Source organism: Halomonas sp. 113 (genome assembly GCF_904067645.1).
In the GTDB taxonomy this organism is placed as follows: Bacteria; Pseudomonadota; Gammaproteobacteria; order Pseudomonadales; family Halomonadaceae; genus Vreelandella; species Vreelandella titanicae.
Window position 1 is genome coordinate 2478236 of record NZ_LR881453.1, and the last position, 24397, is coordinate 2502632.

A 24397-nucleotide genomic window follows, 5' to 3' on the forward strand; every position below is an offset into this window, starting at 1 on the left:
TATCACTATCAGTACTCATGATAGCTGGTTGCTCAGATCCCAAAATTGATACTAGCTCCATGCCTGCGTCGGTTGTCTCGGTTGAGAAAGTGCGTAACTCCTTGCCCACCTACAAACGCGATGAGTTTGATCAAGGCTTGATCATTATCGCCACGTCGACGTCGTTTAGTGGTATCGATATTCTCAACCCCCACCGCATGAATGCCGCCGAGATTGCCGAAACTGCCAATGTGCAAATGCATGGGTTAACGGGGGATCAGGTGATTCAGCGTGCCGATCAAATTCTGCGCGAGCGTCGGGCACGCGAACGCGAACAGGCTATTCGCACCTTAAAGCGGCTGGAAGAGAAGCGTGCAAAAGCCACCAGTGATCAGCAGCAGTTAGCGCGGTTTACCATTGACAGTGCTCGCTATTACATTGGCTCAAGCCCTTATGGCGCTCCGGAACCTGTGATTGATCTTACAGTGACCAATGACACGGATCAGGCCATTTCTGAGCTTCTGTTGAGGGGCGTGGTGACGAGCTCTGATCACTCAGCAGCTTGGGTAGACGAAACGTTTTACTACGTTGTTCCTGGTGGCATTGAGCCTGGTGAAACACTTGAGTGGAGCCTTGCGCCTAACCGCTTTGGCCCATGGGGGAATGCTCAAATACCCAGCGATGCAGAGCTGACGGTCACCTTGCAAGGGTTGAAAGGGCTTGATGAGCAGCCATTATGGGACTCCCCTGAGCTAACGGAACACGAACTGGCCAGGCTTGAGCAACTGCAGAAGGAGTATGGTGGCATTGCTTTCTCCCGTTTGGAGTGAGTCTCGTGTGGACTAAGCTCTTTGTGAGGTAAGCGATGCAAAAACCACAGCGCCCTAGCGGTTATCCGATAGGGCGCAAACATTTCTACCAATTATCTTTTCGCCAAACGGGGTTACTTACTCTTTGGCTTCATGGTCGGCGAGGGCGGCAACAATTGCCTCTTCCCACTGCCCTTCGGTTAACCCCCAATGCTCCATTTCTGACTGATCGGCGCTGCCTGCCGACGCCTCGCGTAGTTTATCGACGCTGCTGCTTTCATAGCAGTGCTTGGCGAAATCTTTGGTTTTGACATCTTTTAGCTGATTAATCATCGACATGTTGAGTTCCTTTCAAGGTCAATAGTGAGGTAATGCTCACTCAGTGTAGCTATTCTGGCCGCTTTTACCTGACTTGGTTCTCAACACTGCTTAGCTGAAGTGAGAAAAAAAGCGTAGAAAAGGTTTTCCGTGGGCTAGCCAGCCATCAGCGTATCGATAAAAATTTTACCGGCGATACTTGCCAGCAGCAGCATAACCAAATTATCAAACCAGCGGTGGGGCAGCCGATTGCCCAGGCGGGCGCCTAGGGGCATGGCGGCGAGTATCACCACAAGGGCAAAAATACTAAACAAAAAGCGTTCCAGAGTTAAAATGCCCGCGTTTAAAAGCGCCGGTATTTGAACACTGGTAATAGCGACGAAGAAGACTGAGATGGAGCCAATAAATACGCTTCGTTTCAACTGCATCGCATTGAGAAACGTAACCGAGGCTGGCGCCGACATGCCTGCAGCGCCTTGAAGCACGCCAGCGAGTAGGCCAATAGGGATCACTAGTCGCGCAGCGATATTAAAAGGCAGGGCGATACGACGTTTCATCACTTTGATGATCAGGTAAAGCACGATCACACCCGCGACACCCAGTGACAGTATTTCGGGAGATAAAACGACTAATCCCCAAGTGCCCAGAACGATGCCTAGCCCGCCAGCAATGGAGAAAGCTGCCAAGAAGCGCAAGGGTAGTAGGTGGCGTCGATATTGCCATACCTGTAAAGCATTACTAAATAGGTTAGGCGCGACTAATAGAGCGATAGCGAGTTGAACGTCGTACAGCATGGTGAGAATGGGTACGACAATAACCGGGACACCTGAACCGATGGCACCTTTGACGATACCTGCAACGAGTAGCGCTATAAACGCAATTAACAGCATAAGGTTACCGGCCCTTTTTAGCGCACAGCCGCCACGCAACCGGCAGCTGTGCGTATTGATTTTCTTCAGGATTAGGTTTTGTCTGAAAAGTCGGCGAGCGAAGGCCAGACAAGGCAAAAATCGGCGAAAAGACGGAGTTTACGTTGTGTAAATGAGTACTTTGAGCCGATTTTTAACGCCGTATGGTCGAGCGCAGCCAGTTTTCAGGCAGAGCCTAAACGCTGTTATTTCAGCACATAGCAGGGCACATAGTGCTGGCCATCGAGTTTCATGCGCCCTTGGGCTACAAACGAGGTGAGTAGCTCGTCAAGGCGTTGCATTAGTTCGGGCTCTGCGGTCAGTACAAAGGGGCCATGAGCTTCAATGGCTCGAATGCCAGCCTCTTTGACGTTGCCTGCGACGATCCCCGAGAAAGCGCGGCGCAGATTAGCAGCGAGCTCATGGGTAGGCTGCTGGCGGTGGAGCGCTAAGCCACGCATGGCGTCGTGTGTCGGTTCAAAGGTTGCCTGGAAGTCGCGCGCAATGGTCAATCGCCAGTTGTAGTAGAAAGCATCCTGATGGGTGCGTCGGAATTCAGCGATCTCATCGATGCCGTGGCGCATGGTGCGTGCAACCGAGACCGGATCGCCGGTAATGATGGTGTAGTAACGGCGGATATCCTCACCGAGGGTATAGACCAGAAATTCATCAATTTTCTGAAAGTAGGCCGCAGAATCAGCAGGGCCAGTGAAAATTAACGGAAAAGGAATATCCTGGTTGCTGGGGTGCAGCAGAATGCCCAGCAGATAGAGAATCTCTTCTGCGGTGCCCACCCCGCCAGGAAACACAATAATGCCATGGCCCAGGCGCACAAAGGCTTCCAAGCGTTTTTCAATGTCTGGCATGACAACCAGTTCATTGACGATGGGGTTAGGCGCTTCGGCAGCGATAATGCCGGGCTCTGAAACACCCAAATAGCGGCCTTCTTTACGCCGCTGCTTGGCATGGGCAACGTTCGCGCCTTTCATGGGGCCTTTCATTGCGCCAGGGCCACAGCCGGTACAAATATCTAAATCGCGCAGACCCAAGTGATAGCCCACATCTTTGGTATATTCGTACTCTTCCCGGGAGATAGAGTGACCGCCCCAGCACACCACCAGGCTAGGGTCGCGGCCGGGTTTGAGCGTGCCCGCTTTGCGCAGAATATGGAAGACCGCATTGGTGGTGCCTTCTCCCGTACTCAGGTCAAAACGATTGTGGTGCTGAATCTCATTGTAGACGTAAACGATGTCGCGAATGATCGAGGATAGATGCTCGCGGATACCGCGAATCATGCGGCCATCTACAAAGGCTTCGGCGGGGGCGTTAGTGAGCTTTAAGCGAATGCCGCGGTCTTGCTGCAGCACTTCAATATCGAAATCTTTATAGGCTTCTAAAATCGCCAGGCTATCGTCGCTGGGATTACCGCAATTGAGTACTGCCAACGCACAGCGCCGAAGAAGGTCGTGCAGACCGCTTTGAGAAGTTTTATGCAGTCGATTAACTTCATGCTGAGAGAGTACTTCGAGGCTCCCCTCGGGGGAAATGATGCTGGAAAGAGTGGCGCGAGGTTGAACGTTTTCGGTCATTAGCGGGGCTGTCCCTAATCGTTTGATGTCTCTTGGCATATTACCACGCCCAAGCGGTGGGTACAGCGCAGCGGCTGGCTCGCCGGGGTGTGCTATTATGAGGTCTATTTTATAGGGCGGCGGCAATAGCGTTTTTTGTTAGTTACTAAACTGTTGCCTAAAGCGGGTTCTCAAAGAGAGCTGCTAAAGACCGTTATCAAAGACCATGGCGCTTCACTATGTTCAATGCCCACTATTTTCGTACCTTTATTACGCTTGTTGAAACAGGCAGTTTTACCCGTACGGCGCAACGTTTAGAAATGACCCAGCCGGGCGTAAGCCAGCATGTACGCAAGTTAGAAGACTATTTAAATAAAGAGCTGCTAGAGCGCAAGGGGCGTAGCTTTACATTAACCGAATCGGGGCGGCGTGCTTACGATTACGCTTTAAAGTTATTTGCTGAGCATGAACAGTTCCGTCACGGGCTAGACGATGACTCTTTGGATAGCGGCGACTGCCGCATTGCCTCGCCGGGTAGCGTTGGCCTGATGTTCTATCCGTATATATTGGGGCAGCAGCAAATGCACCCCAATTTAACGGTCAACTATAGCTTTGCGTTCAACCACGAAATCGTCAATGACCTGCTTGAAGGGCGTTATGACATCGGGATAGTCACCGAGGCAATGCGGCACCCTGAGCTTAGCTGCAGCATTTGGCATGAAGAACCGCTCTGCTTGGTGGTGCCTGCAGATTTTGCGGGCAGCACGTTATCAGATTTAATGGGCATCGGCTTTCTCAATTATTACGACGGCATTAACCATGCCAATGCACTGCTGCGAGCCAATTACCCCGACGAGTTTCGCTCAATGACCCATTTCCGCCATCAAGGCTTTACCAATGAAGTCAGCATGGTGCTGGATGCAGTGGCCAGGGGGTTGGGCTTTAGCGTGGTATCGCGATTGGTATTGGAAACTTCGCCTTGGCAGCGCCAGGTAAAAGCGTTGAACCTGCCCAATGCGGTCAATGAAGTGCTCTATTTGCTGCGCCGCCGCGACTCGGTGCTGCCTAAGCGCTACGCGAAGCTGTTAGACGGTTTTCACGCTCAGCGTCTGCAAGAAAAAACGCCCTTGATGCCGTCTAATTGATTAGGCACCAAGGGCGTTTTCGTTACTTAGAGCGCTATCGCTTCACATCTTGCCAGCTTTGCCGCTAGTTGCGATATTCGTCGATGCTAGGGCAGGAGCAGATTAACTGACGGTCACCGAAAACGTTATCGACGCGGTTAACGGCGGGCCAGTATTTAGCGGCTTGAACAGCCGCGGTCGGGAAGGCGGCCAACTGGCGGTCATAAGGCCGCTGCCAGTCGCTATCCATTAGATCCGCCTGGGTATGTGGCGCATTGACCAGCGGATTATTATCCAACGGCCATTCGCCGCTCTCCACTCGGGCGATCTCGTCACGAATGGCAATCATCGCATCGCAGAAACGGTCGATTTCATACAGCGACTCAGACTCAGTCGGCTCGATCATCAGCGTGCCCGGCACTGGGAACGACATGGTTGGTGCGTGAAAACCGTAATCCATCAAACGCTTGGCGATATCCTCCTCGCTAATCCCAGAGGTCGCTTTGAGCGGACGAATATCGATTATGCATTCGTGGGCAACGGTACCGTTCTGACCGCGGTATAGAATCGGGAATGCTGCTTCCAATCGTTTGGCAATGTAATTGGCGTTTAGGATGGCAAGCTCGGTAGCTTCCCGCAGCCCGCGGGCACCCATCATCTTAATGTAGGCCCAGGAAATGGGCAGAATGGAAGCACTGCCGAAGGCAGCCGCGGAGACTGCACCGCTATCAGTGTTGACGCCGTTGATAGGTGTTACCACATGGTTTGAAACGTAGGGCACCAAGTGGGCTTTCACGCCGATAGGGCCCATGCCCGGGCCGCCGCCACCGTGGGGAATACAGAACGTTTTGTGCAGGTTAAGGTGAGACACATCGCCGCCAAAATCGCCAGGACGGGTTAACCCTACCTGGGCGTTCATATTGGCGCCATCGATATACACCTGACCACCGTTGTCGTGAACGATCTTGCACGCTTCGCGTACGCTGGTTTCAAACACCCCGTGTGTGGATGGGTAGGTCAGCATAATGGCGGAGAGCTTATCGCTATGCTGTTCAGCTTTAGCGCGTAAGTCCGCTATGTCGATATTGCCGTTTTGATCGCACTCGACCACCACCACCTTCATTTGCACCATGGCTGCCGAGGCAGGGTTGGTGCCGTGGGCAGAGCTTGGAATCAAGCAGACATCGCGATGACCTTCGCCTTGGGCCGCTTGGTAACGACGAATTGCCACAAGGCCAGCATATTCACCCTGAGCGCCGGAGTTAGGCTGCATCGAGAGGTGATCGTAACCGGTGACTTCGACCAGGAAGGCCGAGAGCTCGTCGATCATTTGATGATAGCCAGCCACCTGGTCGCGAGGTGCAAAGGGGTGAAGGTGCGCAAACGAGGGCCAGGAGACGGGGATCATTTCGCTGGTGGCGTTGAGCTTCATGGTGCAGGAGCCGAGCGGGATCATTGCATGGGCAAGCGACAGATCCTTATTCTCCAGACGCTTTAAGTAGCGCAGCATTTCGGTTTCGCTGCGGTAGCGGTTAAAGGTGGGATGGCTCAAGAAGTCGCTTTCGCGCTGGCATGCCGCGGGAATGCCGGAAGCGCCGCTAGCTACCACTTGCTCGTCCAATACTGCAACGGCAAGGCCGTGCTCATCGCCCAGCAGCACATCAAACAATGTGGCTACATCGTGGGCGGTGGTGGTTTCATCCAGGCTAATACCGACATCGCCATTGCCGAAGTAGTGCAGATTAATATCATGGGTCATGGCTCGGCCATGGATCTTACCTGCATCAACACCTGTCAGACGTAGCGTATCAAACCAGCTGTCATGAGCGAGCGATACGCCTGCCTGCTTAAGGCCTTCGGCAAGCAGGGTGGCTAGGCGATGAACGCGGCCGGCAATTTTGCGCAACCCTTCTGCACCGTGATAGGTGGCATAAAAGCCTGCGATGTTGGCCAGAAGCGCCTGGGCGGTACAGATATTGGACGTCGCTTTCTCGCGGCGGATATGCTGCTCGCGGGTCTGCATTGCCATGCGCAGGGCGGTGTTACCACGGCTATCTTTTGATACGCCGATGATACGCCCAGGAATCGAGCGCTTGAGCTTGTCGGATGTAGCAAAGAACGCCGCGTGAGGGCCACCAAAGCCCATGGGTACGCCAAAGCGTTGGGAGTTGCCCACCACAATATCCGCGCCCAGCTGGCCGGGTTCTTTAAGCAGCACCAGACTCAAAAGATCGCTGGCCACGCAGGTCATTATATTGCGCTCAGCCGCGGCGCTTAATAGCGGTGCCAGATCGCGCACTTCACCACTGGCAGAGGGGTACTGAACCAGGGCTCCAAACACATCGTGGCTGGCCAACTCTTCTGCAGGGCCGGTGATCAGCTCAAAGCCAAAGAACTCGGCACGGGTTTTAACGACATCCAGCGTTTGCGGGAAAACATCGTCGGCGACGAAAAAAGCGTTGGATTTGCTTTTCTTATTACCACGCTTACACAGCGCCATGGCTTCGGCGGCAGCGGTGGCTTCGTCGAGCAGCGACGCATTAGCCAGCTCCATGCCGGTTAAATCCATGACCACCTGCTGGAAGTTAAGCAAGCCTTCCAGGCGTCCTTGAGAAATCTCCGGCTGGTAGGGGGTGTAGGCCGTGTACCAGCCTGGGTTTTCCAATACGTTGCGCTGAATCACCGCGGGCATATGGGTGCCGTAATAGCCCTGGCCAATATAGCTCTTAGCCACGCGGTTCTGGCGCGCGAGCTGCGCTAGGTACTCTAGCGCCTCTGATTCGCTGCGCGGTTCATCAAGCGCTAGCTCACGGCCAAGACGGATATCGCTCGGCACGGTCTGTTCAATCAGATCTTCCATGTGCTGCATGTTGAGCGCTTTTAACATGGTGGCCACGTCATCTTGACTTGGACCATTATGACGTTTGATAAAAGCATCGTGATCGGCCAGCTCGGCCAGACGGCGTGTTTCAAGAGACATGAAGAAGATTCCGGACGTTAAGAGAGAACCGTGCAGGGCGTTAAGCGAAGAGCCTGCCATAAAGGATAAAGGCAGGCCCTAATATATGATTCAGCTACCGCCTTTAGTCGTCGGCGCTTAGCGTTGCTTGATAGGCATCTGCGTCGAGCAAGCCATCAAGTGAGTCGCTGTCTAAACGCACTTTCATAATCCAGCCGCCTTCGTAAGGCGCTTCATTGACTGTTTCAGGTGCGTCTTCAAGAGCGTCATTGACCTCAATGACTTCGCCAACAACCGGTGAGTAGAGATCAGAAGCAGCTTTTACCGATTCGATAACGCCAAACTCTTGCCCTTTGTTCAGCGCTGTTCCCACTTCAGGCAGTTCAACAAACACGACATCGCCGAGCGCCTGCTGGGCGTGATCAGTTATACCCACGGTCACGGTGCCGTCCTTATTATCCAGCACCCACTCGTGGCTTTCTGCGTAACGAAGATTGGTAGGAAGATTGCTCATGGTGTTTTCCTATATGAAACAGTTTTCTGGGCCCGAGCATACTAGCGGTTGCCGTTCGCCTTGGCGACTAGTGACTGGGGTAGATCGAGCGAATAAGCAAGCATGTTAACGTGTTTCCAATCGGAAACAAATTTCTTCGTTGCTTCAAAGCTTGCTTGGTAGCGTTATCGGTTCAGCTACTTTTCGCCGGGTTTGTGCAGAAGATCGGGTTATGAAAAAAGCGGTATCCTCTATGCACAAGCGACATCACCCTAGATGCTAGCTAAGTTTATGGTGTAAAACATTCAAATCGTGCGCTAACCAACAATAGCGTCGTTAGGACTAGCCCGTAATCGCAACAAGCCAATAATACACACCAATATTGCATACCAACAAAGCGAGGAGATGAACATGGAAGCATTAACTAGCCTCTTAGGGGCGATCAACGGCGTGGTCTGGGGGCCCGTCATGTTGATTCTGCTACTCGGTGTGGGGATCTACCTGCAGCTTGGCTTGAAACTGATGCCGATTAGAAAGCTCGGCATGGGCTTCAAGCTAATGTGGGCGGGGCGTGATGCGAAACCTGGGGTGGGTAAAGCGGCAGTTGCCAAAGAGGGAGACGAAGGGGAAATATCTCCTTTTAATGCCTTGATGACCGCACTCTCTGCGACCATCGGTACCGGTAATATTGCCGGTGTCGCCACAGCCATTGCGTTAGGTGGCCCTGGCGCTGTGTTTTGGATGTGGATTACCGCACTGGTGGGTATGGCCACTAAATTTGCTGAAGCGGTGCTGGCCGTGCGCTATCGTGAAACCGATAGCACTGGCTACCACGTGGGCGGGCCGATGTTTTACATCAAGAATGGCCTGGGTAAAAAGTGGCTATGGTTGGGCGGCCTGTTCTCATTTTTTGGCGCTGTCGCAGCCTTCGGGATCGGCAATACCGTTCAGTCCAACTCCGTTGCTGACGCCATGGACGCCACCTTCGGCGTGCCGCACTGGCTCACGGGGGTGGTCATTATGGTGCTGGCTGGCGCGGTGATTCTGGGCGGTATCAAGCGTATTGCTAAAGTGGCGGGCAAGTTGGTGCCGATTATGGGCATTGCCTACGTAGTGGCTGGCTTGTTGGTATTGATCGTCAATGCCGGGCAGATCGGTGAAGCTTTTGGTTTGATCTTCTACTATGCCTTCAACCCCATGGCGGCCGCAGGTGGTTTCGCGGGCGCCGCCGTCATGGCGGCGATTCGTTTTGGTGTGGCACGCGGGATCTTCTCCAACGAAGCGGGTTTGGGTAGTGCGCCGATCGCGCACGCGGCGGCCAAAACCAAAAATCCAGTGCGCCAAGGCTTAATCGCGATGTTGGGCACTTTTATCGATACCATTCTTGTGTGCACGATTACCGCGTTGGTGATTTTGACCTCAACGGTTTGGCAAGAGGGTGAAGCGGGGGCGTCGCTGACCGCGCTTTCGTTTGACGCTGCACTGCCTGGCTTTGGGAATCAGATTGTCGCCATTGCGTTGGCGATTTTTGCCTTTACCACCATCCTAGGCTGGTCATTTTACGGTGAGAAGTGCTGCCAGTTCCTGTTTGGCACTCGCTCTATTATGATCTATCGGGTGCTGTTCGTACTGGCCATCCCGCTGGGCGCCATCGCTCAACTGGGCTTTATCTGGCTCATGGCGGATACCTTCAACGCCATGATGGCGATCCCGAACCTGATTGCCTTGGCACTGCTTTCGCCGGTAGTCTTTAAGCTAACCAAGGACTATTTCGACGGCAAAGACGTATTGCCGGGTGAAGCACTGGATCACGACCAATAATACCCGCAGCGCGTTCATCGGCGCTGTAGGTGAACGTGAATAACAGGAGAGTCGGGAAGGCACTTAATCAGTGGCTTCCCGTTCTCTTTTTTGAGCGAACACTTTTAAGCGAGGAAAGCCCCTATGTCTGAATTAAAGCAAACGCCACTGCATGCGCTGCACCTCAAGCTAGGCGCCAAGATGGTACCTTTTGCTGGCTACGATATGCCGGTGCAGTATCCGCTGGGGGTCAAAAAAGAACATGAACACACCCGTCAAAAGTGCGGGCTGTTCGATGTCTCCCATATGGGGCAAATCAGCGTTTCCGGTGACGGCGTGGCCGAAGCCCTGGAAACCTTGATTCCTGCCGATTTGATGAGCCTTGAGAAAGGTGCCCAACGTTACGGGCTGTTCACCAACACAGAAGGCGGCATTATTGACGACCTGATGGTGGTCAATGCGGGTGATCACTTCTATCTGGTAGTGAATGCCGCCTGTAAAGATCAGGACTTGACTCACCTGCGCCTCAATTTGGCGTCAACCCATACCATTGAACCTTTGGATCGTGGCTTACTGGCGCTCCAAGGGCCTCAGGCGCGGGATGTCATGCAGCGGCTTTGCCCTGAAGCCTGTGAGCTTGTGTTTATGCAGCATGGCCGCTTCACCATTGCTGGGCAGGAGGTTTGGGTGAGCCGCAGCGGCTATACCGGTGAAGATGGTTTTGAAATTTCCGTCGCCGCCGATGCTTGCGAAGCCTTCGCTGAGCAACTGCTAGCTGAGCCTGAAGTCGAAGCGATTGGCCTGGGAGCGCGGGACTCGCTGCGTTTGGAAGCGGGTTTATGCCTGTATGGCCACGATATGGATGAGCAAACCACCCCGATAGAAGCAGGTCTAATTTGGGCGATTGGCAAGCCCCGTCGTCGTGGCGGTGATCGGCCGGGAGGTTTTCCAGGCGCCGATGTGATTCTTCATCAGGTCGATGCCAAAGATCACACCCGCAAGCGTGTTGGGCTGTTAGCTGAAGGTCGCGCGCCGGTGCGTGAGGGTGCGCCGCTTGTGGATGAGGCAGGCAATGAGATTGGAATCGTTACCTCCGGCAGCTTTGGTCCCAGCGTCGGTAAGCCTGTGGCGATGGGTTATGTCACTCGCGAGCAGGAAGCACCGCAAAGCACTGTATTCGCGGTGGTACGCGGTAAACAGTTACCTATGGTGGTAACTCCCACGCCGTTTGTAAAGCCGGGCTACTATCGCGGCTAGAAGCGTGTCCATCTACCCGCGGCCCCTGCTTAAGCTAGGGGCCGTTGCTTTATTATGAGGGACGGTTTCAAGCGAGTGTTTTAGCGCAGAACCTGCTTGGGATCGATGGGTTTGCCGCCTTGGCGCAGATCAAAGAGTAGATCATAGCGTTGGGTGGCACTGCTTTGACCTACCTCACAAAGTGGGTCTCCCGCGCTAACCTGTTTGCCTACCTTGACCAAAATGCGCTCGCAAAGGGCGTATACGGTTTGGAGGTTATTGGCATGGTGCACAATCACCACTTCACCCAACTGACGCATACCGTCGGCAAAGCGTACTTCGCCAGGGGCGACGGCTTTAGCCTGAGCGCCAGCTTGAGTAGCCAGCAGCATGGGCTGCAGGGTGCCTCGGCTGTCTGGCCCGAAGCGGCGAACCACTCGATAATCCTCCAGCGGCCAGGGCCAGCGCCTGGCTGATGAGGGTAGCGCCTGACTGGGAGCGCTGCTGGTAGGTGCAGCGGCAGGCTTGTTAGCGCTTGAAGAGCTGCTACTGTTTGCTGAGCTTCTAGATGAACTTCGCGCCGCTGAACCGCTAAGGGGGAGGCTGACTATTTGGCCAATTCTCAAATTAGTGGGAGAGGCACTAGGGTTGGCACTCTGAATGCGGCCACTGGTAGTGCCAAAATGTCGGGCGATGCTCGAGAACGTATCACCAGGACGGATTTGATAGCGGTAGGGGCCACCTGAAGGTGCCCGCTCCTGCTGGGTAGGAATTAATAGACGTTGCCCAATTTCCAGGCGCCGCGTATCGGCACCTGGGTTAAAGCGCTCCAAGCGTTCCAGTGGCACGTTAGCCCGGGCCGCCAGCTTACCCAGCGTGTCGCCACGCTGTACTTGCACCCAGTTGCCACTGATCTGGCTGGCGCTAGGAGCGGCTGCTCGCTGGGATGACGATGGAGGAGCGCTGGAACAGCCGGTCAGTAGTCCCGCTAACAGCCAAACAGTGAGCCAGCCGGCTAGGCGTGATCGGTTCGGCTGTCCAGCATGCCATCTTTTTCCAACCAGAGTGCATTGATCCATGTGTGGAAGCGTTCCTTATGCTGCTTTTCTTCGTGGTTTTCTGATGCGTACATCCACTCAGGAATGCTGAGTTGCCGTGCCTGTAATGTTATGGGCGCTTCCCTGCCGCATAAAAAGCCCCAAAACGTCGGCGAGGGGTTAGCGTAGCTGATCGTCACATCCAGGATACCATCCAATTGGTTGCCTAGCAGACTAAGTACTTGGGCAATGCCGCCCGCTTTAGGGCGTAATAAGTGGCGGTAGGGGCTCTGCTGGGCATCGCGTTTGGTAACCGAAAAGCGGGTGCCCTCGACAAAATTAAAAATCGCAATGGGCGAGTGCCTTGCCTGCTGACACATCCGTTCGGTAGCTGCTCGATCAATGGTGGCCAGTTTAGGGTTTTTAGCGACTTGTTCGCGGCTAAAGCGGCGCATAAAAGGAAATTCTAGTGCCCAAAAAGCCAACCCTACGATGGGGATCCAGATTAATTGACGTTTTAAGAAAAAACGTGGCATGGGGATACGCCGATGCAACGCCATCAACAGCATAAAGATATCCGTCCAACTGCGGTGGTTGGATATCACCAGCCACCACTGCTGTGGGCTCAAATTATCAGGTACGCTGGCGTGTAGCACGGGTTTGAGCCAGTGCCGCATCCACCAAAGATTAACGCCTATCCAGTTAAGCGCAACGCCATTCAGCCCCTGCAACACTAACTGTTTAAGCCGCTGCCCTGGGGCAATGACTTTAAGTAGCGTCAGCAGAATGAGAGGTACGCCCCAGAACAGCGTGTTGAGCGTTAGCAGCAGAGCGCTAATCAGCCCCTTTAAAATAGGCATACCACGTTTCCTTACCGTCAGACCAATAACGTAATACTGAATGCTAAATGATCCTAGCCACACTGCCCAGCAGAAACCTACAGCAATTCATTAGCTTGATGATGTTTTAGGCGAGCGGCAGTGAAGGGGCTTGGACGGTGTTCAAGAGAACGGTGCGCAGTGCATGGGTGGCTACGGAGAGCTCTTGGTGAGTCAAAATGCCGACCCGGCAGGAGATAGCGGGCGCTGTCAGCGGTATGCAGCGAGCGCCCAGTTCATGCATTTGACGAATGCACATGGAAGGCACAGCGCTGACGCCCAGACCGTCGGCAACCATCCGCCCCACGGTGGAGAGCTGGTGGCTTTCAAAGGCCACAGTGAGCTCCATATCCTGTTTGCTCAGCTCCTGTTCCAATAAACGACGTACCATGGAGGGGCGCTGAAGAGTAATGAAATCGTAGCTTAGCAGCGTCGACCAGGCGAGCTGGGTGTTCTGGGTTAACGGAGAGCCAGTCGGCACGACCGCCACAAAATGGTCTTCAAACAGCGGCGTAAAGAGCAGGCTGCCGGTACCCTCCGGAGAAAAAGCGATCCCCATCTCTACCTGTCGGGAGCGCACCATGGCGGTAACCTCCTCGTTGATGACATCGTGCACGGTTATGTTGATTTTGGGGTACTGTTGGCGAAATTTAACCAGCGCCGCAGGGAGTAAGTTACCGGCAAAGGCGGGCATCGCCGCCACGCTAAGGCGCCCCAGCTGGAGGGTGAAGCGCTGGCGCAAACGCTCCTCGGTATTGTCCCACTGGGCCAGCAGATGTTTGGCTAGCGGTAGTAGCGACTCGCCTTCTGGGGTTAATCTGACGCTGCGGGTGCTACGAATCAGCAGTTTGCCACCCAGGGACTCTTCCAGGCCTTTAATTGCCAGGCTTAGCGCTGGTTGGGATAAATGCAGGCGCTCGCAGGCTTGAGTAAAGCTGAGGGTTTGGGCGACCGCCAGAAAGGCGCGCAGCTGTTTGACGGTCATAAAGCACCTTTTATAAGTTTAAAAAATAAATTGATAAGAAAAACAAACTTAACAAATATATCATCTCGCACAACACTGGCACTATCGTAAGCTTCAGTTCGCGAATTTTTGACAGCACTCATCTACGATAACACTGATCATCAACAACAATGTGAGGCACAACAATGGCAGGATTCGATAAGCGTGTAGCTTCCTACGAAGAGGCTATGGAAGGCATCGAAAGCGGTATGACCGTCATCGCCGGTGGCTTCGGGCTCTGCGGTATTCCCGAAAACCTGATTGCCGAGATCAAGCGACGCGGCGTCACTGACCTTACCGTGGTATCCAATAATTGCGGTGTCGATGGTTTTGGCTTGGGAATACTGCTTGAAGACCGCCAAATCAGTAAGATTCTGGCCTCTTACGTAGGTGAGAATGCCCTGTTTGAGAAGCAAATGCTCAACGATGAGATTGAAGTGGTGTTAACGCCTCAAGGCACATTGGCGGAAAAAATGCGCGCAGGCGGCGCTGGTATTCCCGCCTTTTACACCGCTACCGGTTACGGCACGCCGATTGGTGAGGGGAAAGAGGTTCGCGAGTTTAATGGCCGACACTGTATTTTAGAAGAAGCCATTGTAGGTGATTTTGCCATAGTGAAAGGCTGGAAGGCGGATCGCTATGGCAATGTAATGTATCGCCATACGGCGCAGAATTTTAACCCCATGGCCGCCACGGCGGGGAAAATTACCGTGGTGGAAGTTGAAGAGATCGTTGAACCGGGTGAGCTTGAGCCTAGCCAGATCCATACCCCAGGAATTTATGTGGATCGGATTATTCAAGGCACGTTTGAAAAGCGGATAGAGAAACGCACGGTGCGCAGCTAATACGCCGCGCCTTCAAACGCAACACTAGCTTCTCATTTAACGATTCAACAAGAGGAAGTCACCATGGCTTTAACACGAGAACAGATGGCTCAGCGTGTCGCCCGCGAACTTCAAGATGGTTTTTACGTCAACCTGGGCATTGGTATTCCCACCCTGGTTGCCAACTATATTCCGGATGGCATCGATGTCATGCTGCAATCCGAGAACGGTCTGCTGGGGATGGGCCGCTACCCCACCGAAGACGAACTTGATCCAGATATGATTAATGCGGGTAAAGAGACGGTGACGGCGCGCCCAGGCGCAGCGATTTTTTCTTCCGCAGAATCATTTGCGATGATTCGTGGTGGCCACGTGGATCTCACCGTGCTGGGGGCTTTCGAGGTGGATCAGCAGGGCAATATCGCGTCCTGGATGATTCCAGGGAAGTTGATCAAAGGCATGGGCGGTGCCATGGATCTCGTTGCCGGTGCCGACAATATCATTTGCACTATGACCCATGCCTCTAAGCACGGCGAATCCAAGCTATTGGAAAAATGCGAACTACCGCTGACCGGCGCAGGCTGCATTAACCGCGTGTTGACAGATTTAGCTTATCTTGAAATCAAAGACGGTGCCTTTATTCTCAAGGAGCGCGCTCCGGGCGTAAGCGTTGAGGAAATCGTCGAGAAGACGGCGGGCAAACTGATTGTGCCTGACCATGTTCCCGAAATGACGTTTGATGCCGAGTAAGTACGCTCCCATTAGCCCGAATGATAAACAGCCGAAGGTTAGAGGGTTAAATAAACTGCACAGTGAGACGCTAGCGCCATTACTGCTAGCGTCTCAGGCCATTTCACAGCGCGTATGGTGGGGTAGCAGTAAATCGGCAATATGCTCGTGATTATCTTCAACGTGCTTTTGGGCTAACGCCAGGCCGCCTAGGCAGAGGCGATGTTCATCGCCATTGGCGAAGACTGTTTTCTGTGGTGTGGTGGGGTAGAAGCGGTGATCAAGCAGTGATGATACCGTGAAGACACCGTTTTGCTGGCCCTCAAGGCTTGGCATGCCCACTTCACTTAGGCGTTGATCCAGCGTTTTCAAGGGCTCCCCCAACTGCCCACAATCAAAGCCAGCGTGATGCAATCGAGGGCCCATCACCGCTATCCAGGCAGCCAAGGGGTGAGCTTGCTGTAGCTGTTGATAAAGCGCCCAGCTAGGCATCGGCCAGGGGCGACCGCGGCAGAGCAAATTATGCCCCTTGCAATCCTGAGGGTGAGATTGTTGCACCAGCCCTTCAATGGCTTCCCGGGGCGCCTTGGACAATGTGCCTATTTGCAGTTCTGCCAGCACCAGCCAACTACTGCCGTCGCTTGGCGCGAGTAGTTGCACTAATAGGCCTTTATCGGCCATGGCGTAATGGCCCATGACGCGATAGCCCATATGAGCTAAATTGCCGGTAAGCGCGGCAGCGGCAAAGGGCCCGTAATTGAGCGTTACCAGCGTTAAATATTCAGCCGCCGTTGATAGTGGCCAAAGTCTAAGGGCGCCGATGTCGGGATGGGTATGTACATAGTCAAGCCACAGCTGCTGAACGAACTCCTGACGCTGCATGGTGAACTCCTTGCCTAAAGTGGCACACCTAGCGTGAGCCATTAAATAACTGCTCAGTATAGGCAAGCGGGGTAAGCAAGGGTTCAACGGCTATTAACGAGCGGTTAAACGGCAAGTAGCTGTTGATCGCGGACAAACTGATCAAATTCAGTAAAGCCGCCTACATGGGTTTGATCGACAAATACCTGCGGGACAGTGTGAATGGGTTTACCCGCTGTTTTGGCGATATCTTCTTTAGTGACGCCTTCAGAGGGCATATCCACATAGCGATAGCCTTCAATTTTTCCGACTTTTTCCAAATGCTCGGCCAGCTGTTTTGCGCGTACGCAGAAAGGACATGACATCCGACCAAAAATAACCACGAACATAGGTGGTGCTCCTTTACGATAAACTGAGTAAGTTATCAGGTAGACAGTAACTGAAGGGTAAATAGCCGTTTGGCTAAGCGATAAATTCGCGCCCATTGTGGCTGAGCAGAGCTCGTTTCGCCAATAGTAGCTCGCTACACGAACCATTAATGTCCGTTATCACCTGGGAAAACCAACAAGCCTATGCAAACGCTCACCGCTGACGAATACACCTTTCTTACTGATCTGTCGAAAGCGTACCGAGATAGGCACTTGCCATCCATTAAACGAAAAAGTGACTGGAACCCGCGTTTAGGGGTTGATGCGCTATGCTTCCAGCATCATGGCGCTAAGCACATGGTGGGGGCGTTGATTACGCCCTGCGAGCTGTGGCTGGTTGCAGTGCCTGACCACTCCCTGCTGACCGAGACTCTGGCGGATACGCTTACGCTTTCTCTGCCTTCAGGCACATACCCACTATCTCTTGAGCGCTTGCCAGGCGGCTACGGACTCTATAAGCGCGCCATTTTGCGAGATTTAAGCGAGCTGGAGAGCATGCAGGAGGCCGCGAGGCTGGCGCAGCAAATGATGGCGCGTTTAATGCAACCCGATGAAGGGCTCAACGCCTAAGTGCAGCCAGCTATACTGTCAGGATTTCTACAAACAGTATCTTCCATCCACGCAGTGAAAAAGGAAATTACCCATGACTTCCCAAGCCGTTACAACACCGCGAGTTGCGCTGGTAACCGGTACTAGCAGCGGGATCGGTGCCGCTGTGGTTAAGCACTTTTGCGAATTAGGTCATCAAGTGCTTGCCGTCGATTTTAATCCGGCGGGTAAGGCGGTCGCTGAAAAATCCGGCGCGGCGTTCTTTGAGGCGGATCTAACCGATCCCGACGCCTGCCGTGCGGCGGTGGCGGATGCGGTCAAGCGCTTTGGCGGTGTTGATATATTGGTCAATAACGCTGGGATTCAGCACGTTGCCCCGATTGAGACCTTCCCCGAGGAAAAGTGGCGTCAGATTATGGACTTGATGCTAACGGCGCCTTTCTTACTAACACAGGCGGCTTGGCCGCATATGCGTGAAAAGGGTTGGGGACGCATCGTTAACGTGGCCTCGATACACGCTCAGGTGGCTTCACTAGGGAAGGCGGCGTACATCAGTGCCAAACACGGCATGATTGGTTTGACCAAAACGGCGGCGCTAGAGGGCGGTGAACAAGGCATCACCGCGAATGCGGTATGTCCTGCCTATGTGAAAACCCCGTTAGTGGACAACCAAATCGCCGACCAGGCTAAATTGCACGGTATGGATGAGCAGGAGGTCATCGAGAAAGTCATGCTCAAACAGGCGGCCATCAAGCGCTTGATCGAACCTGAAGAGGTGGCGCAATTAGTCGCTTATCTGGCATCCGACGCAGCCGGTGCTGTGACTGGCTCAAGCTTTAATATCGATTTAGGCTGGACGGCGCATTAATTAATCAGTTTGGCCCCGCCAGTGACCTTGATGTGGTTGGCGGGGTGCTTTGTTGCAGGCTTTAACGACGTACGGGGCGTTTTTGTAGTTTGCGCTGCAGGGTGCGGCGGTGCATGCCCAGCGCTCGTGCGGTGGCGGATATATTGCCGTCGTGCTCCTGCAGCACTTTCTGAATATGCTCCCAGGTGATGCGGTTAATCGATGGCGGATTGTCTGCAAGCTCAATATCCGGGTCACCGCTTTGGCGCTCGAATGCGGTTAATACATCGTCGGCATCCACCGGCTTACACAGGTAGTTAACCGCGCCGAGCTTAATCGCCTCCACTGCGGTGGCAATGCTGGAGTAGCCGGTCAGCACCACAATGCGACACTGGGGCACGGTGGCAAGCAGCTCCGGAAGCAGTTTTAAACCTGAGCTGTTTTCCAGTTTTAAATCAAGGGTCGCCATGGTGGGTGAATGCTGCGCGGCCATGGTCAGGGCCTGCTCGGCATCGTGGGCAACTATAACGTCGTAACCGCGGCGCGTAAGGGCACGGTTCAGCACATGACAAAACATTTCATCGTCATCTATGATTAGCAGGCGTTGCTCTCGCGTTTGCATGTTGTCCTCAATCCATAACTGGCGGTGCTTGGGGCGGGCGCGATTAAGTTGGCGCTGCGCAGCGGGGCAGCGTGACTTCCGTTAGCGTACCCCCTTCCGGGTGATTATACAGGCTTACACCACCACCAAAGCGATTGATGGTGGCATGGGTTAAAAACAAGCCGATGCCCATGCCTTTGCTTTTAGTCGAAATAAACGTCTCACCCAACTGGTCGGCGATCGACATGGCGACACCTGGGCCATGGTCACGAATATCGATCACCACGCTCTCACTCTGCCAGTCTAAGCGTATGGCAATGTGCTCAGGATTGGCGTCAGCGGCGTTATTGAGCAAATTGGTCAATGCTTGGTCGAGCGTGGCATCGACGGCCAGCCAAGGTCTTCCGCGTTTCTCTGCCACATCGAACTGATGGCTCACATCAGGACGGAGCACCAACCAGCGCTGAACAACCCCCGCTAACCACACTTCTGCATCGAGCACTTCGGGTTCTGCCATACGCCGCCGGTCAGCGTTGGAGACCAAATTTTGTAGACGTGATTTGCATACGTCGACCTGCTGGCGCAATAAGTTAATGTCCTGATCAAGCGTCGAATCGGCGGGGGCATCGGCCTGCATCTCTTTGAGGAGGACTGCCATGGTAGAGAGTGGTGTGCCCAGTTCGTGGGCAGTGCCCGCGGCCTGGGTCGCGACCGCCAACACCTGCTCATTGCGCAGGGCCGCTTCCCGAGTGCGGGAGAGCGCCTGATCACGGCTACGCAGCGCGTGAGCCATTTTGTAGATAAAAAAGGTTACCAGCCCCGCAGAGAGGCCAAAGTTAAGCCACATGCCTAGTATATGCAGGCTCAAGGGGCTATCACTGTTGATATGGCCCAGTTGCGGGATGGGGTGGTAGGAGAACATTAAAAAGGTATAGCCCGCCATGGAGCATGCGGCGATGATCCAGGCATGGCGCCAGGGCAGGGTGGCGGCGGCGATGGTAACCGGCACCAGGTAGTAGGTAATAAAAGGGTTGGTGGAACCGCCCGAGAAATAGAACAGTAGTGTTAAGCCGGTGATATCGGCAAGTAAATGCAGCAAATACTCAAGGTGCGTCACCGCGCGGGGACGGCCCAGGCGCCACCAGGTGGCAATATTGAGTACGCCCATTGAAATGACCACGCTCACCACGGCGGTCACCGGTAAATCGAAGGCGAGCAGTTCAACGCCCACCACAATAGCCAATAAGAAACCGGTCCAGGTGATGCCGCGCACAATAGTCAGCCGCACCAAGTTTCGGTTGGGAGTAGAAAGCGGAAGGGGTAGGGCAGTTTGCATTTTGGGCTTACTTGGTCTTGGCTTTAAAGCCATGAATGACAGATTTAATCAACAGGGTCATCACGTAGGTTGTCCAGCCAGCCGACGCCAATATATTGAACAGCAGCATTTTAGGCGGCAACCAGGCGCTACCCAATAACGCTTCAAGCATGATGTGGAGGAACATCGCCAGCAGCAACGGCAGAGCCAGGGTATGGATCCACATATCGGTGCGTCGCTTGCGAATATGGTAGCGGCGCAACAGGTAACGCAGTGGCCGATGAGCCCAGCAGAAAACCACTAGAGCACCAATCACCAATAAGCTAGCAAGAGTGGGTTCTGTGCTGCCGATATGAACGGAGAGCGAAATCGACCAAGCGAGGCTTAGCCACATCAATCCTTCCAGGCTGGCAATAATATCCGCATAGCGGCGCACGTTCTGCATAAACAACCGAATCCTTAGCGTCAAAACTAACTTTTATAAACGACTGCAAAAACTAACCGTTAGATCTGGATCTTGAAAGAGCTGTGTCTCTAAAACAGCGCCGCCATAATACGATACTTGGGCTGGGGTGTGGGCACTTGAGGAGCGGATTTATCCCATCGCGCAATTGCGTATACTGTACATGGCGTATTTTACCCGACTTAACACCACTACAGGACATGCCGTGGACACTGTAACACTGACCCGCCCCGATGACTGGCACCTTCACTTGCGCGACGATGAGGCGCTCAACGCGGTGGTAGGCCATACCGCAGCGCAGATGGGGCGGGCGATCATTATGCCCAATCTCACCCCGCCGGTTACCACTACGGCTCAGGCGCTTGAGTATCGTCAGCGTATTCTTGCTGCCTTGCCAGCGGGCAGTACCTTCGAGCCCTTAATGGTGCTCTATCTCACCGATACAACTCCACCGGAAGAGATCGAGCGCGCGGCACAAAGTGGCATTGTCAAAGCGGTGAAGCTTTACCCGGCGGGTGCCACGACTAACTCCGATTCAGGGGTGACCGATTTGGCCCACTGTGACGCCACTATCGAAATGATGGCTAAGGTTGGCATGCCACTTTTGGTGCATGGTGAAGTCACCCATGCTGAGATCGATATTTTTGATCGCGAAGCGGTGTTTATTGAAACAGTGCTAAAACCGCTGCTGGAACGCCATCCGGCGCTGAGAGTAGTGTGTGAGCATATCACCACCCAGCAAGCCGCAGAGTTTGTTGCCCAGGCACCGGATAATGTGGCCGCCACCATTACTGCGCATCACCTGCTTTTTAACCGCAATAAGATGCTGGTGGGTGGGATTCGTCCTCACTACTACTGCCTGCCCATTCTAAAGCGTGAGCAGCATCGCCAGGCGCTGCTTAAAGCAGCCACCAGCGGTAGCCATAAGTTCTTTTTGGGCACCGATAGCGCGCCCCACTCCCAGGGGGCTAAAGAGTCAAGCTGCGGCTGTGCCGGTGCCTATACTGCCCCCGTGGCCATTGAGCTTTACGCCACCGCCTTCGATGAAATGGGTGCCCTGGATAAGTTGGAAGCCTTCGCCAGCCTGAATGGGCCGCGTTTTTATGGGTTATCGGCTAACGCAGACACCATTACGCTAGAGCGACGGGGTTGGACACTGCCGGAGAGTTATCCTTACGCTCAGGGAGAGAACATTATTCCATTGCTGGCGGGGGAGACGCTTAACTGGGCGGTTAGGTCTTAACAAGCCAGGTCTTAACAAGCGCCGTCGACGCTTTAACGGTCGACGGCTCCAAGCGCTTAGTAAGCCCTGTTAGACGTTGCCAAGTTGCTTAAGCATTTGGTCAACCATGCGCGATGAGTGGTCGGCGGCCACTTCCAGAAATTCATCGAAGGAGAGGTGGTTGTCGCCACTGCCAGGAATGTCAGAGAGCGCGCGGATCACCACGAAGGGGCACTGGTAGAGGTGGCACGTTTGAGCAAGGGCTGCGCCCTCCATCTCTACCGCAAGCATGCTAGGGAACTGGGCACGGGTAGCGTCTACCCTTGCAGGGTCAGCCATAAAGGCGTCACCGGTAGCGATCAAGCCTTCGCGTACCTGGACTTCACCTAACGAGACGATGGCATTACGCGCCACTTCTCGCAGCGATTTGTCGGCCAAGTAGGCGGCGGGCATTCCCGGCACTTGGCCTATCTCGTAGCCAAATACCACGGCGTCGACGTCGTGATGGCGTACTTCGTCTGAAATGATTACATCGCCAATGGCTAAATCGGCGGCAAAGCCACCGGCGGAACCGGTATTGATAATGGCATCGGGCTGATGGCGCTCTAATAAAATAGCCGTGCCTACTGCGGCATTGACCTTACCAATCCCTGACTGCAGCACAATGACCTCAAGGCCGTAACGCGTGCCGGTATGGAAGACAAAACCCGCGTGCTCGTAGCGTTGGGGATTGTCCAACTGACTCACCAAGGTGCTCACTTCCTGCGCCATTGCGCCAATAATACCAATACGCTTCACTGCGCCATGCTCCTACATTAAAAGTGGTGTTGTTTAACTCAGGCGTGCTCTAGGGGAGCTAAATCGTGCTTCTCGGCGGCTTCAAGGGTATTTTCCAGCAGAGTAGCTACGGTCATCGGCCCCACGCCGCCAGGTACGGGGGTGATAAAGCTGGCGCGTTCGGCGGCGGTGGCAAAATCAAGATCGCCTTTTAACGTGCCATCCTCCTGACGATTGATGCCTACGTCGATCACGATAGCGCCCGGCTTAATCCATTCGCCTTTCACGATACCCGGCTTGCCGACGGCCACGACCAGGATGTCGGCTCGGCTTACGTGATCTTCAAGGTTGCGGGTAAAACGGTGACATACGGTGGTGGTACAGCCTGCCAGCATCAGCTCCAGCGCCATAGGGCGGCCTACAATGTTAGAGGCGCCCACAACGGTGGCATCTAAGCCGCGTAGCGCAATATCGCTCTGTGCCAGTAGGGTCATGATTCCTTTCGGCGTGCAGGGGCGTAGGGCGGGCATACGCTGCGCTAAGCGGCCAATGTTGTAGGGGTGAAACCCATCGACGTCTTTGCCAGGCAGAATACGCTCTAAAATGGGCTCGGCATCGAGATGCTTGGGCAGTGGCAGTTGAACCAAGATGCCATCAACGGTCGGGTCGCTGTTGAGCTGATCAACCAGGGCTTCCAGTTCATGCTGTGAGGTTGTAGCGGGTAGGGCATGCTGAAAGGAGAGAATGCCAGCTTGTTCGCAGGCGCGGTGCTTATTGCTGACATACACATGAGAGGCGGGATCGTCCCCGACCACAACCACGGCTAGTCCCGGTGCCCGTCCGCCGGTTTGACGGCGTGCAGCGATCTTTTCGGCAACCTGTTGGCGGACAGTAGCAGCGATGGCTTTGCCATCGATTAGTTGGGCGGTCATGTAATGGAGTCCCTGTGAATGTTAAAAATAGCCTAGGCATTAAAGCGCTCAAGCCACAGCGCTTTAAAGGCGGTAATTTTCGCACGCTGGAGCATCCAGGCAAAGCGCCTTCACGAACAATCACTTTAATGGTTGACTTTAAAATTAAAAATAGTAATATATGCCTCGCTTGAGACGGGCAGCACGGTAGCGTCTAAGGTGATAAAAATCGGGATGTAGCGCAGTCTGGTAGCGCGCCTGCTTTGGGAGCAGGATGTCGGGGGTTCGAATCCCTCCATCCCGACCAATCACTTAGCATGAAAGGTAGTAGTTTGCTTTTCCAAGCTGCAGTTGTGGTCTAGTGCTCATCGGTATTCGTATTATATGAATACTATATGTGCGCCCATAGCTCAACCGGATAGAGCAACGGCCTTCTAAGCCGTAGGTTGCGGGTTCGATTCCTGCTGGGCGTGCCACCTAATTCAGTGGTAACAACCTGTCAGAATCATATCTTCAAGCGCATGCTATTTGTTCTACGTAAGATTGTCTTTGGTGGGTGTAGCTCAGGGGTAGAGCCCCGGATTGTGACTCCGGTGGTCGTGGGTTCAAATCCCATCATCCACCCCAGTGACAATATTTGCGTTTCCAGTTTTAGGTTGTGGTGGGTGTAGCTCAGTGGTAGAGCCCCGGATTGTGACTCCGGTGGTCGTGGGTTCAAGTCCCATCATCCACCCCATTACCCCAGCATATATCGCTTC

At 54.0% G+C, this 24397-nt stretch carries 25 protein-coding genes and 4 tRNA genes; 14 read left to right on the forward strand and 15 right to left on the reverse strand.

Features of this window, described 5'->3' with window-relative positions; translation table 11 throughout:
• Positions 1-17: 17 nt before the first annotated feature.
• Positions 18-809, forward strand: a complete 792-nt coding sequence (locus YERSI8AC_RS11570; RefSeq protein ID WP_340146502.1) for a DUF6694 family lipoprotein — start codon at positions 18-20, stop codon at positions 807-809.
• 117 nt (positions 810-926) lie between these two features.
• On the opposite strand, the gene YERSI8AC_RS11575 is transcribed toward YERSI8AC_RS11570, so the two are convergent.
• The 3 genes from YERSI8AC_RS11575 to ppnN all read right to left on the reverse strand — a co-directional run bounded on the left by YERSI8AC_RS11575 (position 927) and on the right by ppnN (position 3603).
• Positions 927-1127 carry a hypothetical protein gene (locus YERSI8AC_RS11575; RefSeq protein ID WP_022523524.1) on the reverse strand — a complete coding sequence of 67 codons (201 nt, stop codon included), beginning with the start codon at positions 1125-1127 and terminating at the stop codon, positions 927-929.
• Between the two features lie 134 nt (positions 1128-1261).
• Positions 1262-1996, reverse strand: coding sequence for a sulfite exporter TauE/SafE family protein (locus YERSI8AC_RS11580; RefSeq protein WP_022523523.1), 735 nt, complete (start codon positions 1994-1996; stop codon positions 1262-1264).
• A gap of 224 nt (positions 1997-2220) precedes the next feature.
• Positions 2221-3603, reverse strand: coding sequence for a nucleotide 5'-monophosphate nucleosidase PpnN (gene ppnN, locus YERSI8AC_RS11585; RefSeq protein ID WP_022523522.1), 1383 nt, complete (start codon positions 3601-3603; stop codon positions 2221-2223).
• Positions 3604-3821: 218 nt separating this feature from the next.
• Here ppnN and YERSI8AC_RS11590 point away from each other — a divergent pair, with 218 nt between their 5' ends.
• Positions 3822-4727 carry a LysR family transcriptional regulator gene (locus YERSI8AC_RS11590; RefSeq protein WP_009286662.1) on the forward strand — a complete coding sequence of 302 codons (906 nt, stop codon included), beginning with the start codon at positions 3822-3824 and terminating at the stop codon, positions 4725-4727.
• A gap of 64 nt (positions 4728-4791) precedes the next feature.
• Here the strand turns inward: YERSI8AC_RS11590 and gcvP are convergent, their stop codons facing one another.
• Entirely contained in the window at positions 4792-7686 is a 2895-nt protein-coding gene (gene gcvP, locus YERSI8AC_RS11595) for an aminomethyl-transferring glycine dehydrogenase (protein ID WP_159176776.1), read from the reverse strand.
• 103 nt (positions 7687-7789) lie between these two features.
• Positions 7790-8179: a glycine cleavage system protein GcvH gene (gcvH, locus tag YERSI8AC_RS11600; protein ID WP_022523520.1), complete on the reverse strand. Its 390-nt coding sequence runs from the start codon at positions 8177-8179 to the stop codon at positions 7790-7792.
• 390 nt (positions 8180-8569) lie between these two features.
• On the opposite strand from gcvH, the gene YERSI8AC_RS11605 reads away from it, so the two are divergent.
• A complete protein-coding gene (locus YERSI8AC_RS11605) occupies positions 8570-9979 on the forward strand; it encodes an alanine/glycine:cation symporter family protein (RefSeq protein WP_027959396.1) in 1410 nt (469 codons plus the stop codon).
• Positions 9980-10102: 123 nt separating this feature from the next.
• Positions 10103-11215, forward strand: a complete 1113-nt coding sequence (gcvT, locus tag YERSI8AC_RS11610) for a glycine cleavage system aminomethyltransferase GcvT (protein WP_022523518.1) — start codon at positions 10103-10105, stop codon at positions 11213-11215.
• Between the two features lie 80 nt (positions 11216-11295).
• On the opposite strand, the gene YERSI8AC_RS11615 is transcribed toward gcvT, so the two are convergent.
• The 3 genes from YERSI8AC_RS11615 to YERSI8AC_RS11625 form a co-directional block, all read right to left on the reverse strand.
• Positions 11296-12093, reverse strand: coding sequence for a LysM peptidoglycan-binding domain-containing protein (locus YERSI8AC_RS11615; RefSeq protein ID WP_159177928.1), 798 nt, complete (start codon positions 12091-12093; stop codon positions 11296-11298).
• A gap of 116 nt (positions 12094-12209) precedes the next feature.
• Positions 12210-13091 carry an acyltransferase gene (locus YERSI8AC_RS11620; RefSeq protein WP_022523516.1) on the reverse strand — a complete coding sequence of 294 codons (882 nt, stop codon included), beginning with the start codon at positions 13089-13091 and terminating at the stop codon, positions 12210-12212.
• Positions 13092-13197: 106 nt separating this feature from the next.
• Complete coding sequence (locus YERSI8AC_RS11625; RefSeq protein WP_022523515.1) at positions 13198-14094, reverse strand: LysR family transcriptional regulator; 897 nt, start codon at positions 14092-14094, stop codon at positions 13198-13200.
• A 164-nt stretch (positions 14095-14258) separates the two neighbouring features.
• On the opposite strand from YERSI8AC_RS11625, the gene YERSI8AC_RS11630 reads away from it, so the two are divergent.
• Together YERSI8AC_RS11630 and YERSI8AC_RS11635 are read left to right on the forward strand one after the other, a co-directional pair.
• Positions 14259-14957 (forward strand): CoA transferase subunit A, encoded by a 699-nt coding sequence (locus YERSI8AC_RS11630; protein WP_009286666.1) that lies wholly within the window; start codon positions 14259-14261, stop codon positions 14955-14957.
• Between the two features lie 63 nt (positions 14958-15020).
• Positions 15021-15686 carry a CoA transferase subunit B gene (locus tag YERSI8AC_RS11635; RefSeq protein ID WP_022523514.1) on the forward strand — a complete coding sequence of 222 codons (666 nt, stop codon included), beginning with the start codon at positions 15021-15023 and terminating at the stop codon, positions 15684-15686.
• Positions 15687-15779: 93 nt separating this feature from the next.
• Here the strand turns inward: YERSI8AC_RS11635 and YERSI8AC_RS11640 are convergent, their stop codons facing one another.
• Positions 15780-16547, reverse strand: a complete 768-nt coding sequence (locus tag YERSI8AC_RS11640) for a DUF1338 family protein (protein WP_022523513.1) — start codon at positions 16545-16547, stop codon at positions 15780-15782.
• A gap of 104 nt (positions 16548-16651) precedes the next feature.
• Positions 16652-16915 (reverse strand): GrxA family glutaredoxin, encoded by a 264-nt coding sequence (locus YERSI8AC_RS11645; protein ID WP_022523512.1) that lies wholly within the window; start codon positions 16913-16915, stop codon positions 16652-16654.
• Positions 16916-17098: 183 nt separating this feature from the next.
• Between YERSI8AC_RS11645 and hybE the strand changes: the two genes are divergently transcribed.
• On the forward strand, positions 17099-17524 hold the full coding sequence (gene hybE / locus YERSI8AC_RS11650; RefSeq protein WP_022523511.1) for a [NiFe]-hydrogenase assembly chaperone HybE: 426 nt from the start codon (positions 17099-17101) through the stop codon (positions 17522-17524).
• Positions 17525-17597: 73 nt separating this feature from the next.
• The gene (locus YERSI8AC_RS11655) at positions 17598-18371 is read left to right on the forward strand and encodes a 3-hydroxybutyrate dehydrogenase (protein ID WP_159176777.1); all 774 of its coding nucleotides are present in this window, start codon (positions 17598-17600) and stop codon (positions 18369-18371) included.
• Positions 18372-18432: 61 nt separating this feature from the next.
• On the opposite strand, the gene YERSI8AC_RS11660 is transcribed toward YERSI8AC_RS11655, so the two are convergent.
• The 3 genes from YERSI8AC_RS11660 to YERSI8AC_RS11670 are packed head-to-tail and all read right to left on the reverse strand — an operon-like array spanning position 18433 to position 20711.
• Entirely contained in the window at positions 18433-18972 is a 540-nt protein-coding gene (locus YERSI8AC_RS11660) for a response regulator transcription factor (protein ID WP_009286672.1), read from the reverse strand.
• A gap of 43 nt (positions 18973-19015) precedes the next feature.
• Positions 19016-20287, reverse strand: coding sequence for an ATP-binding protein (locus YERSI8AC_RS11665; protein WP_022523509.1), 1272 nt, complete (start codon positions 20285-20287; stop codon positions 19016-19018).
• 7 nt (positions 20288-20294) lie between these two features.
• Entirely contained in the window at positions 20295-20711 is a 417-nt protein-coding gene (locus tag YERSI8AC_RS11670; RefSeq protein WP_022523508.1) for a hypothetical protein, read from the reverse strand.
• 223 nt (positions 20712-20934) lie between these two features.
• Between YERSI8AC_RS11670 and pyrC the strand changes: the two genes are divergently transcribed.
• Positions 20935-21972 (forward strand): dihydroorotase, encoded by a 1038-nt coding sequence (gene pyrC, locus YERSI8AC_RS11675; RefSeq protein ID WP_022523507.1) that lies wholly within the window; start codon positions 20935-20937, stop codon positions 21970-21972.
• Between the two features lie 69 nt (positions 21973-22041).
• On the opposite strand, the gene mtnN is transcribed toward pyrC, so the two are convergent.
• Entirely contained in the window at positions 22042-22749 is a 708-nt protein-coding gene (mtnN, locus tag YERSI8AC_RS11680) for a 5'-methylthioadenosine/S-adenosylhomocysteine nucleosidase (RefSeq protein ID WP_159176778.1), read from the reverse strand.
• Positions 22750-22787: 38 nt separating this feature from the next.
• On the reverse strand, positions 22788-23660 hold the full coding sequence (gene folD, locus YERSI8AC_RS11685; RefSeq protein ID WP_009286677.1) for a bifunctional methylenetetrahydrofolate dehydrogenase/methenyltetrahydrofolate cyclohydrolase FolD: 873 nt from the start codon (positions 23658-23660) through the stop codon (positions 22788-22790).
• A gap of 14 nt (positions 23661-23674) precedes the next feature.
• On the opposite strand from folD, the gene YERSI8AC_RS11690 reads away from it, so the two are divergent.
• The 5 genes from YERSI8AC_RS11690 (at position 23675) to YERSI8AC_RS11710 (ending at position 24375) form a co-directional block, all read left to right on the forward strand.
• The gene (locus tag YERSI8AC_RS11690) at positions 23675-23833 is read left to right on the forward strand and encodes a hypothetical protein (protein WP_022523505.1); all 159 of its coding nucleotides are present in this window, start codon (positions 23675-23677) and stop codon (positions 23831-23833) included.
• 36 nt (positions 23834-23869) lie between these two features.
• A tRNA-Pro gene (locus YERSI8AC_RS11695) sits at positions 23870-23946 on the forward strand.
• Positions 23947-24038: 92 nt separating this feature from the next.
• Positions 24039-24115: transfer RNA gene (locus YERSI8AC_RS11700), tRNA-Arg, on the forward strand.
• A gap of 76 nt (positions 24116-24191) precedes the next feature.
• Positions 24192-24266: transfer RNA gene (locus YERSI8AC_RS11705), tRNA-His, on the forward strand.
• A gap of 34 nt (positions 24267-24300) precedes the next feature.
• Positions 24301-24375, forward strand: a tRNA-His gene (locus tag YERSI8AC_RS11710).
• The last annotated feature ends 22 nt before the right edge of the window (positions 24376-24397 follow it).

Bases quoted from the DNA above. Each gene is read 5' to 3' on its own strand.
- YERSI8AC_RS11665 (WP_022523509.1), bottom strand. From the start codon at position 20,287: ATGCAAACTGCCCTACCCCTTCCGCTTTCTACTCCCAACCGAAACTTG.
- YERSI8AC_RS11570 (WP_340146502.1), top strand. From the start codon at position 18: ATGATAGCTGGTTGCTCAGATCCCAAAATTGATACTAGCTCCATGCCT.
- YERSI8AC_RS11645 (WP_022523512.1), bottom strand. From the start codon at position 16,915: ATGTTCGTGGTTATTTTTGGTCGGATGTCATGTCCTTTCTGCGTACGC.
- YERSI8AC_RS11620 (WP_022523516.1), bottom strand. From the start codon at position 13,091: ATGCCTATTTTAAAGGGGCTGATTAGCGCTCTGCTGCTAACGCTCAAC.
- YERSI8AC_RS11590 (WP_009286662.1), top strand. From the start codon at position 3,822: ATGTTCAATGCCCACTATTTTCGTACCTTTATTACGCTTGTTGAAACA.
- hybE (WP_022523511.1), top strand. From the start codon at position 17,099: ATGCAAACGCTCACCGCTGACGAATACACCTTTCTTACTGATCTGTCG.
- YERSI8AC_RS11640 (WP_022523513.1), bottom strand. From the start codon at position 16,547: ATGCAGCGTCAGGAGTTCGTTCAGCAGCTGTGGCTTGACTATGTACAT.
- YERSI8AC_RS11580 (WP_022523523.1), bottom strand. From the start codon at position 1,996: ATGCTGTTAATTGCGTTTATAGCGCTACTCGTTGCAGGTATCGTCAAA.
- YERSI8AC_RS11635 (WP_022523514.1), top strand. From the start codon at position 15,021: ATGGCTTTAACACGAGAACAGATGGCTCAGCGTGTCGCCCGCGAACTT.
- gcvP (WP_159176776.1), bottom strand. From the start codon at position 7,686: ATGTCTCTTGAAACACGCCGTCTGGCCGAGCTGGCCGATCACGATGCT.
- ppnN (WP_022523522.1), bottom strand. From the start codon at position 3,603: ATGACCGAAAACGTTCAACCTCGCGCCACTCTTTCCAGCATCATTTCC.
- YERSI8AC_RS11575 (WP_022523524.1), bottom strand. From the start codon at position 1,127: ATGTCGATGATTAATCAGCTAAAAGATGTCAAAACCAAAGATTTCGCC.
- YERSI8AC_RS11655 (WP_159176777.1), top strand. From the start codon at position 17,598: ATGACTTCCCAAGCCGTTACAACACCGCGAGTTGCGCTGGTAACCGGT.
- gcvH (WP_022523520.1), bottom strand. From the start codon at position 8,179: ATGAGCAATCTTCCTACCAATCTTCGTTACGCAGAAAGCCACGAGTGG.
- YERSI8AC_RS11625 (WP_022523515.1), bottom strand. From the start codon at position 14,094: ATGACCGTCAAACAGCTGCGCGCCTTTCTGGCGGTCGCCCAAACCCTC.
- gcvT (WP_022523518.1), top strand. From the start codon at position 10,103: ATGTCTGAATTAAAGCAAACGCCACTGCATGCGCTGCACCTCAAGCTA.
- YERSI8AC_RS11605 (WP_027959396.1), top strand. From the start codon at position 8,570: ATGGAAGCATTAACTAGCCTCTTAGGGGCGATCAACGGCGTGGTCTGG.
- YERSI8AC_RS11660 (WP_009286672.1), bottom strand. From the start codon at position 18,972: ATGCAAACGCGAGAGCAACGCCTGCTAATCATAGATGACGATGAAATG.
- folD (WP_009286677.1), bottom strand. From the start codon at position 23,660: ATGACCGCCCAACTAATCGATGGCAAAGCCATCGCTGCTACTGTCCGC.
- YERSI8AC_RS11630 (WP_009286666.1), top strand. From the start codon at position 14,259: ATGGCAGGATTCGATAAGCGTGTAGCTTCCTACGAAGAGGCTATGGAA.
- YERSI8AC_RS11670 (WP_022523508.1), bottom strand. From the start codon at position 20,711: ATGCAGAACGTGCGCCGCTATGCGGATATTATTGCCAGCCTGGAAGGA.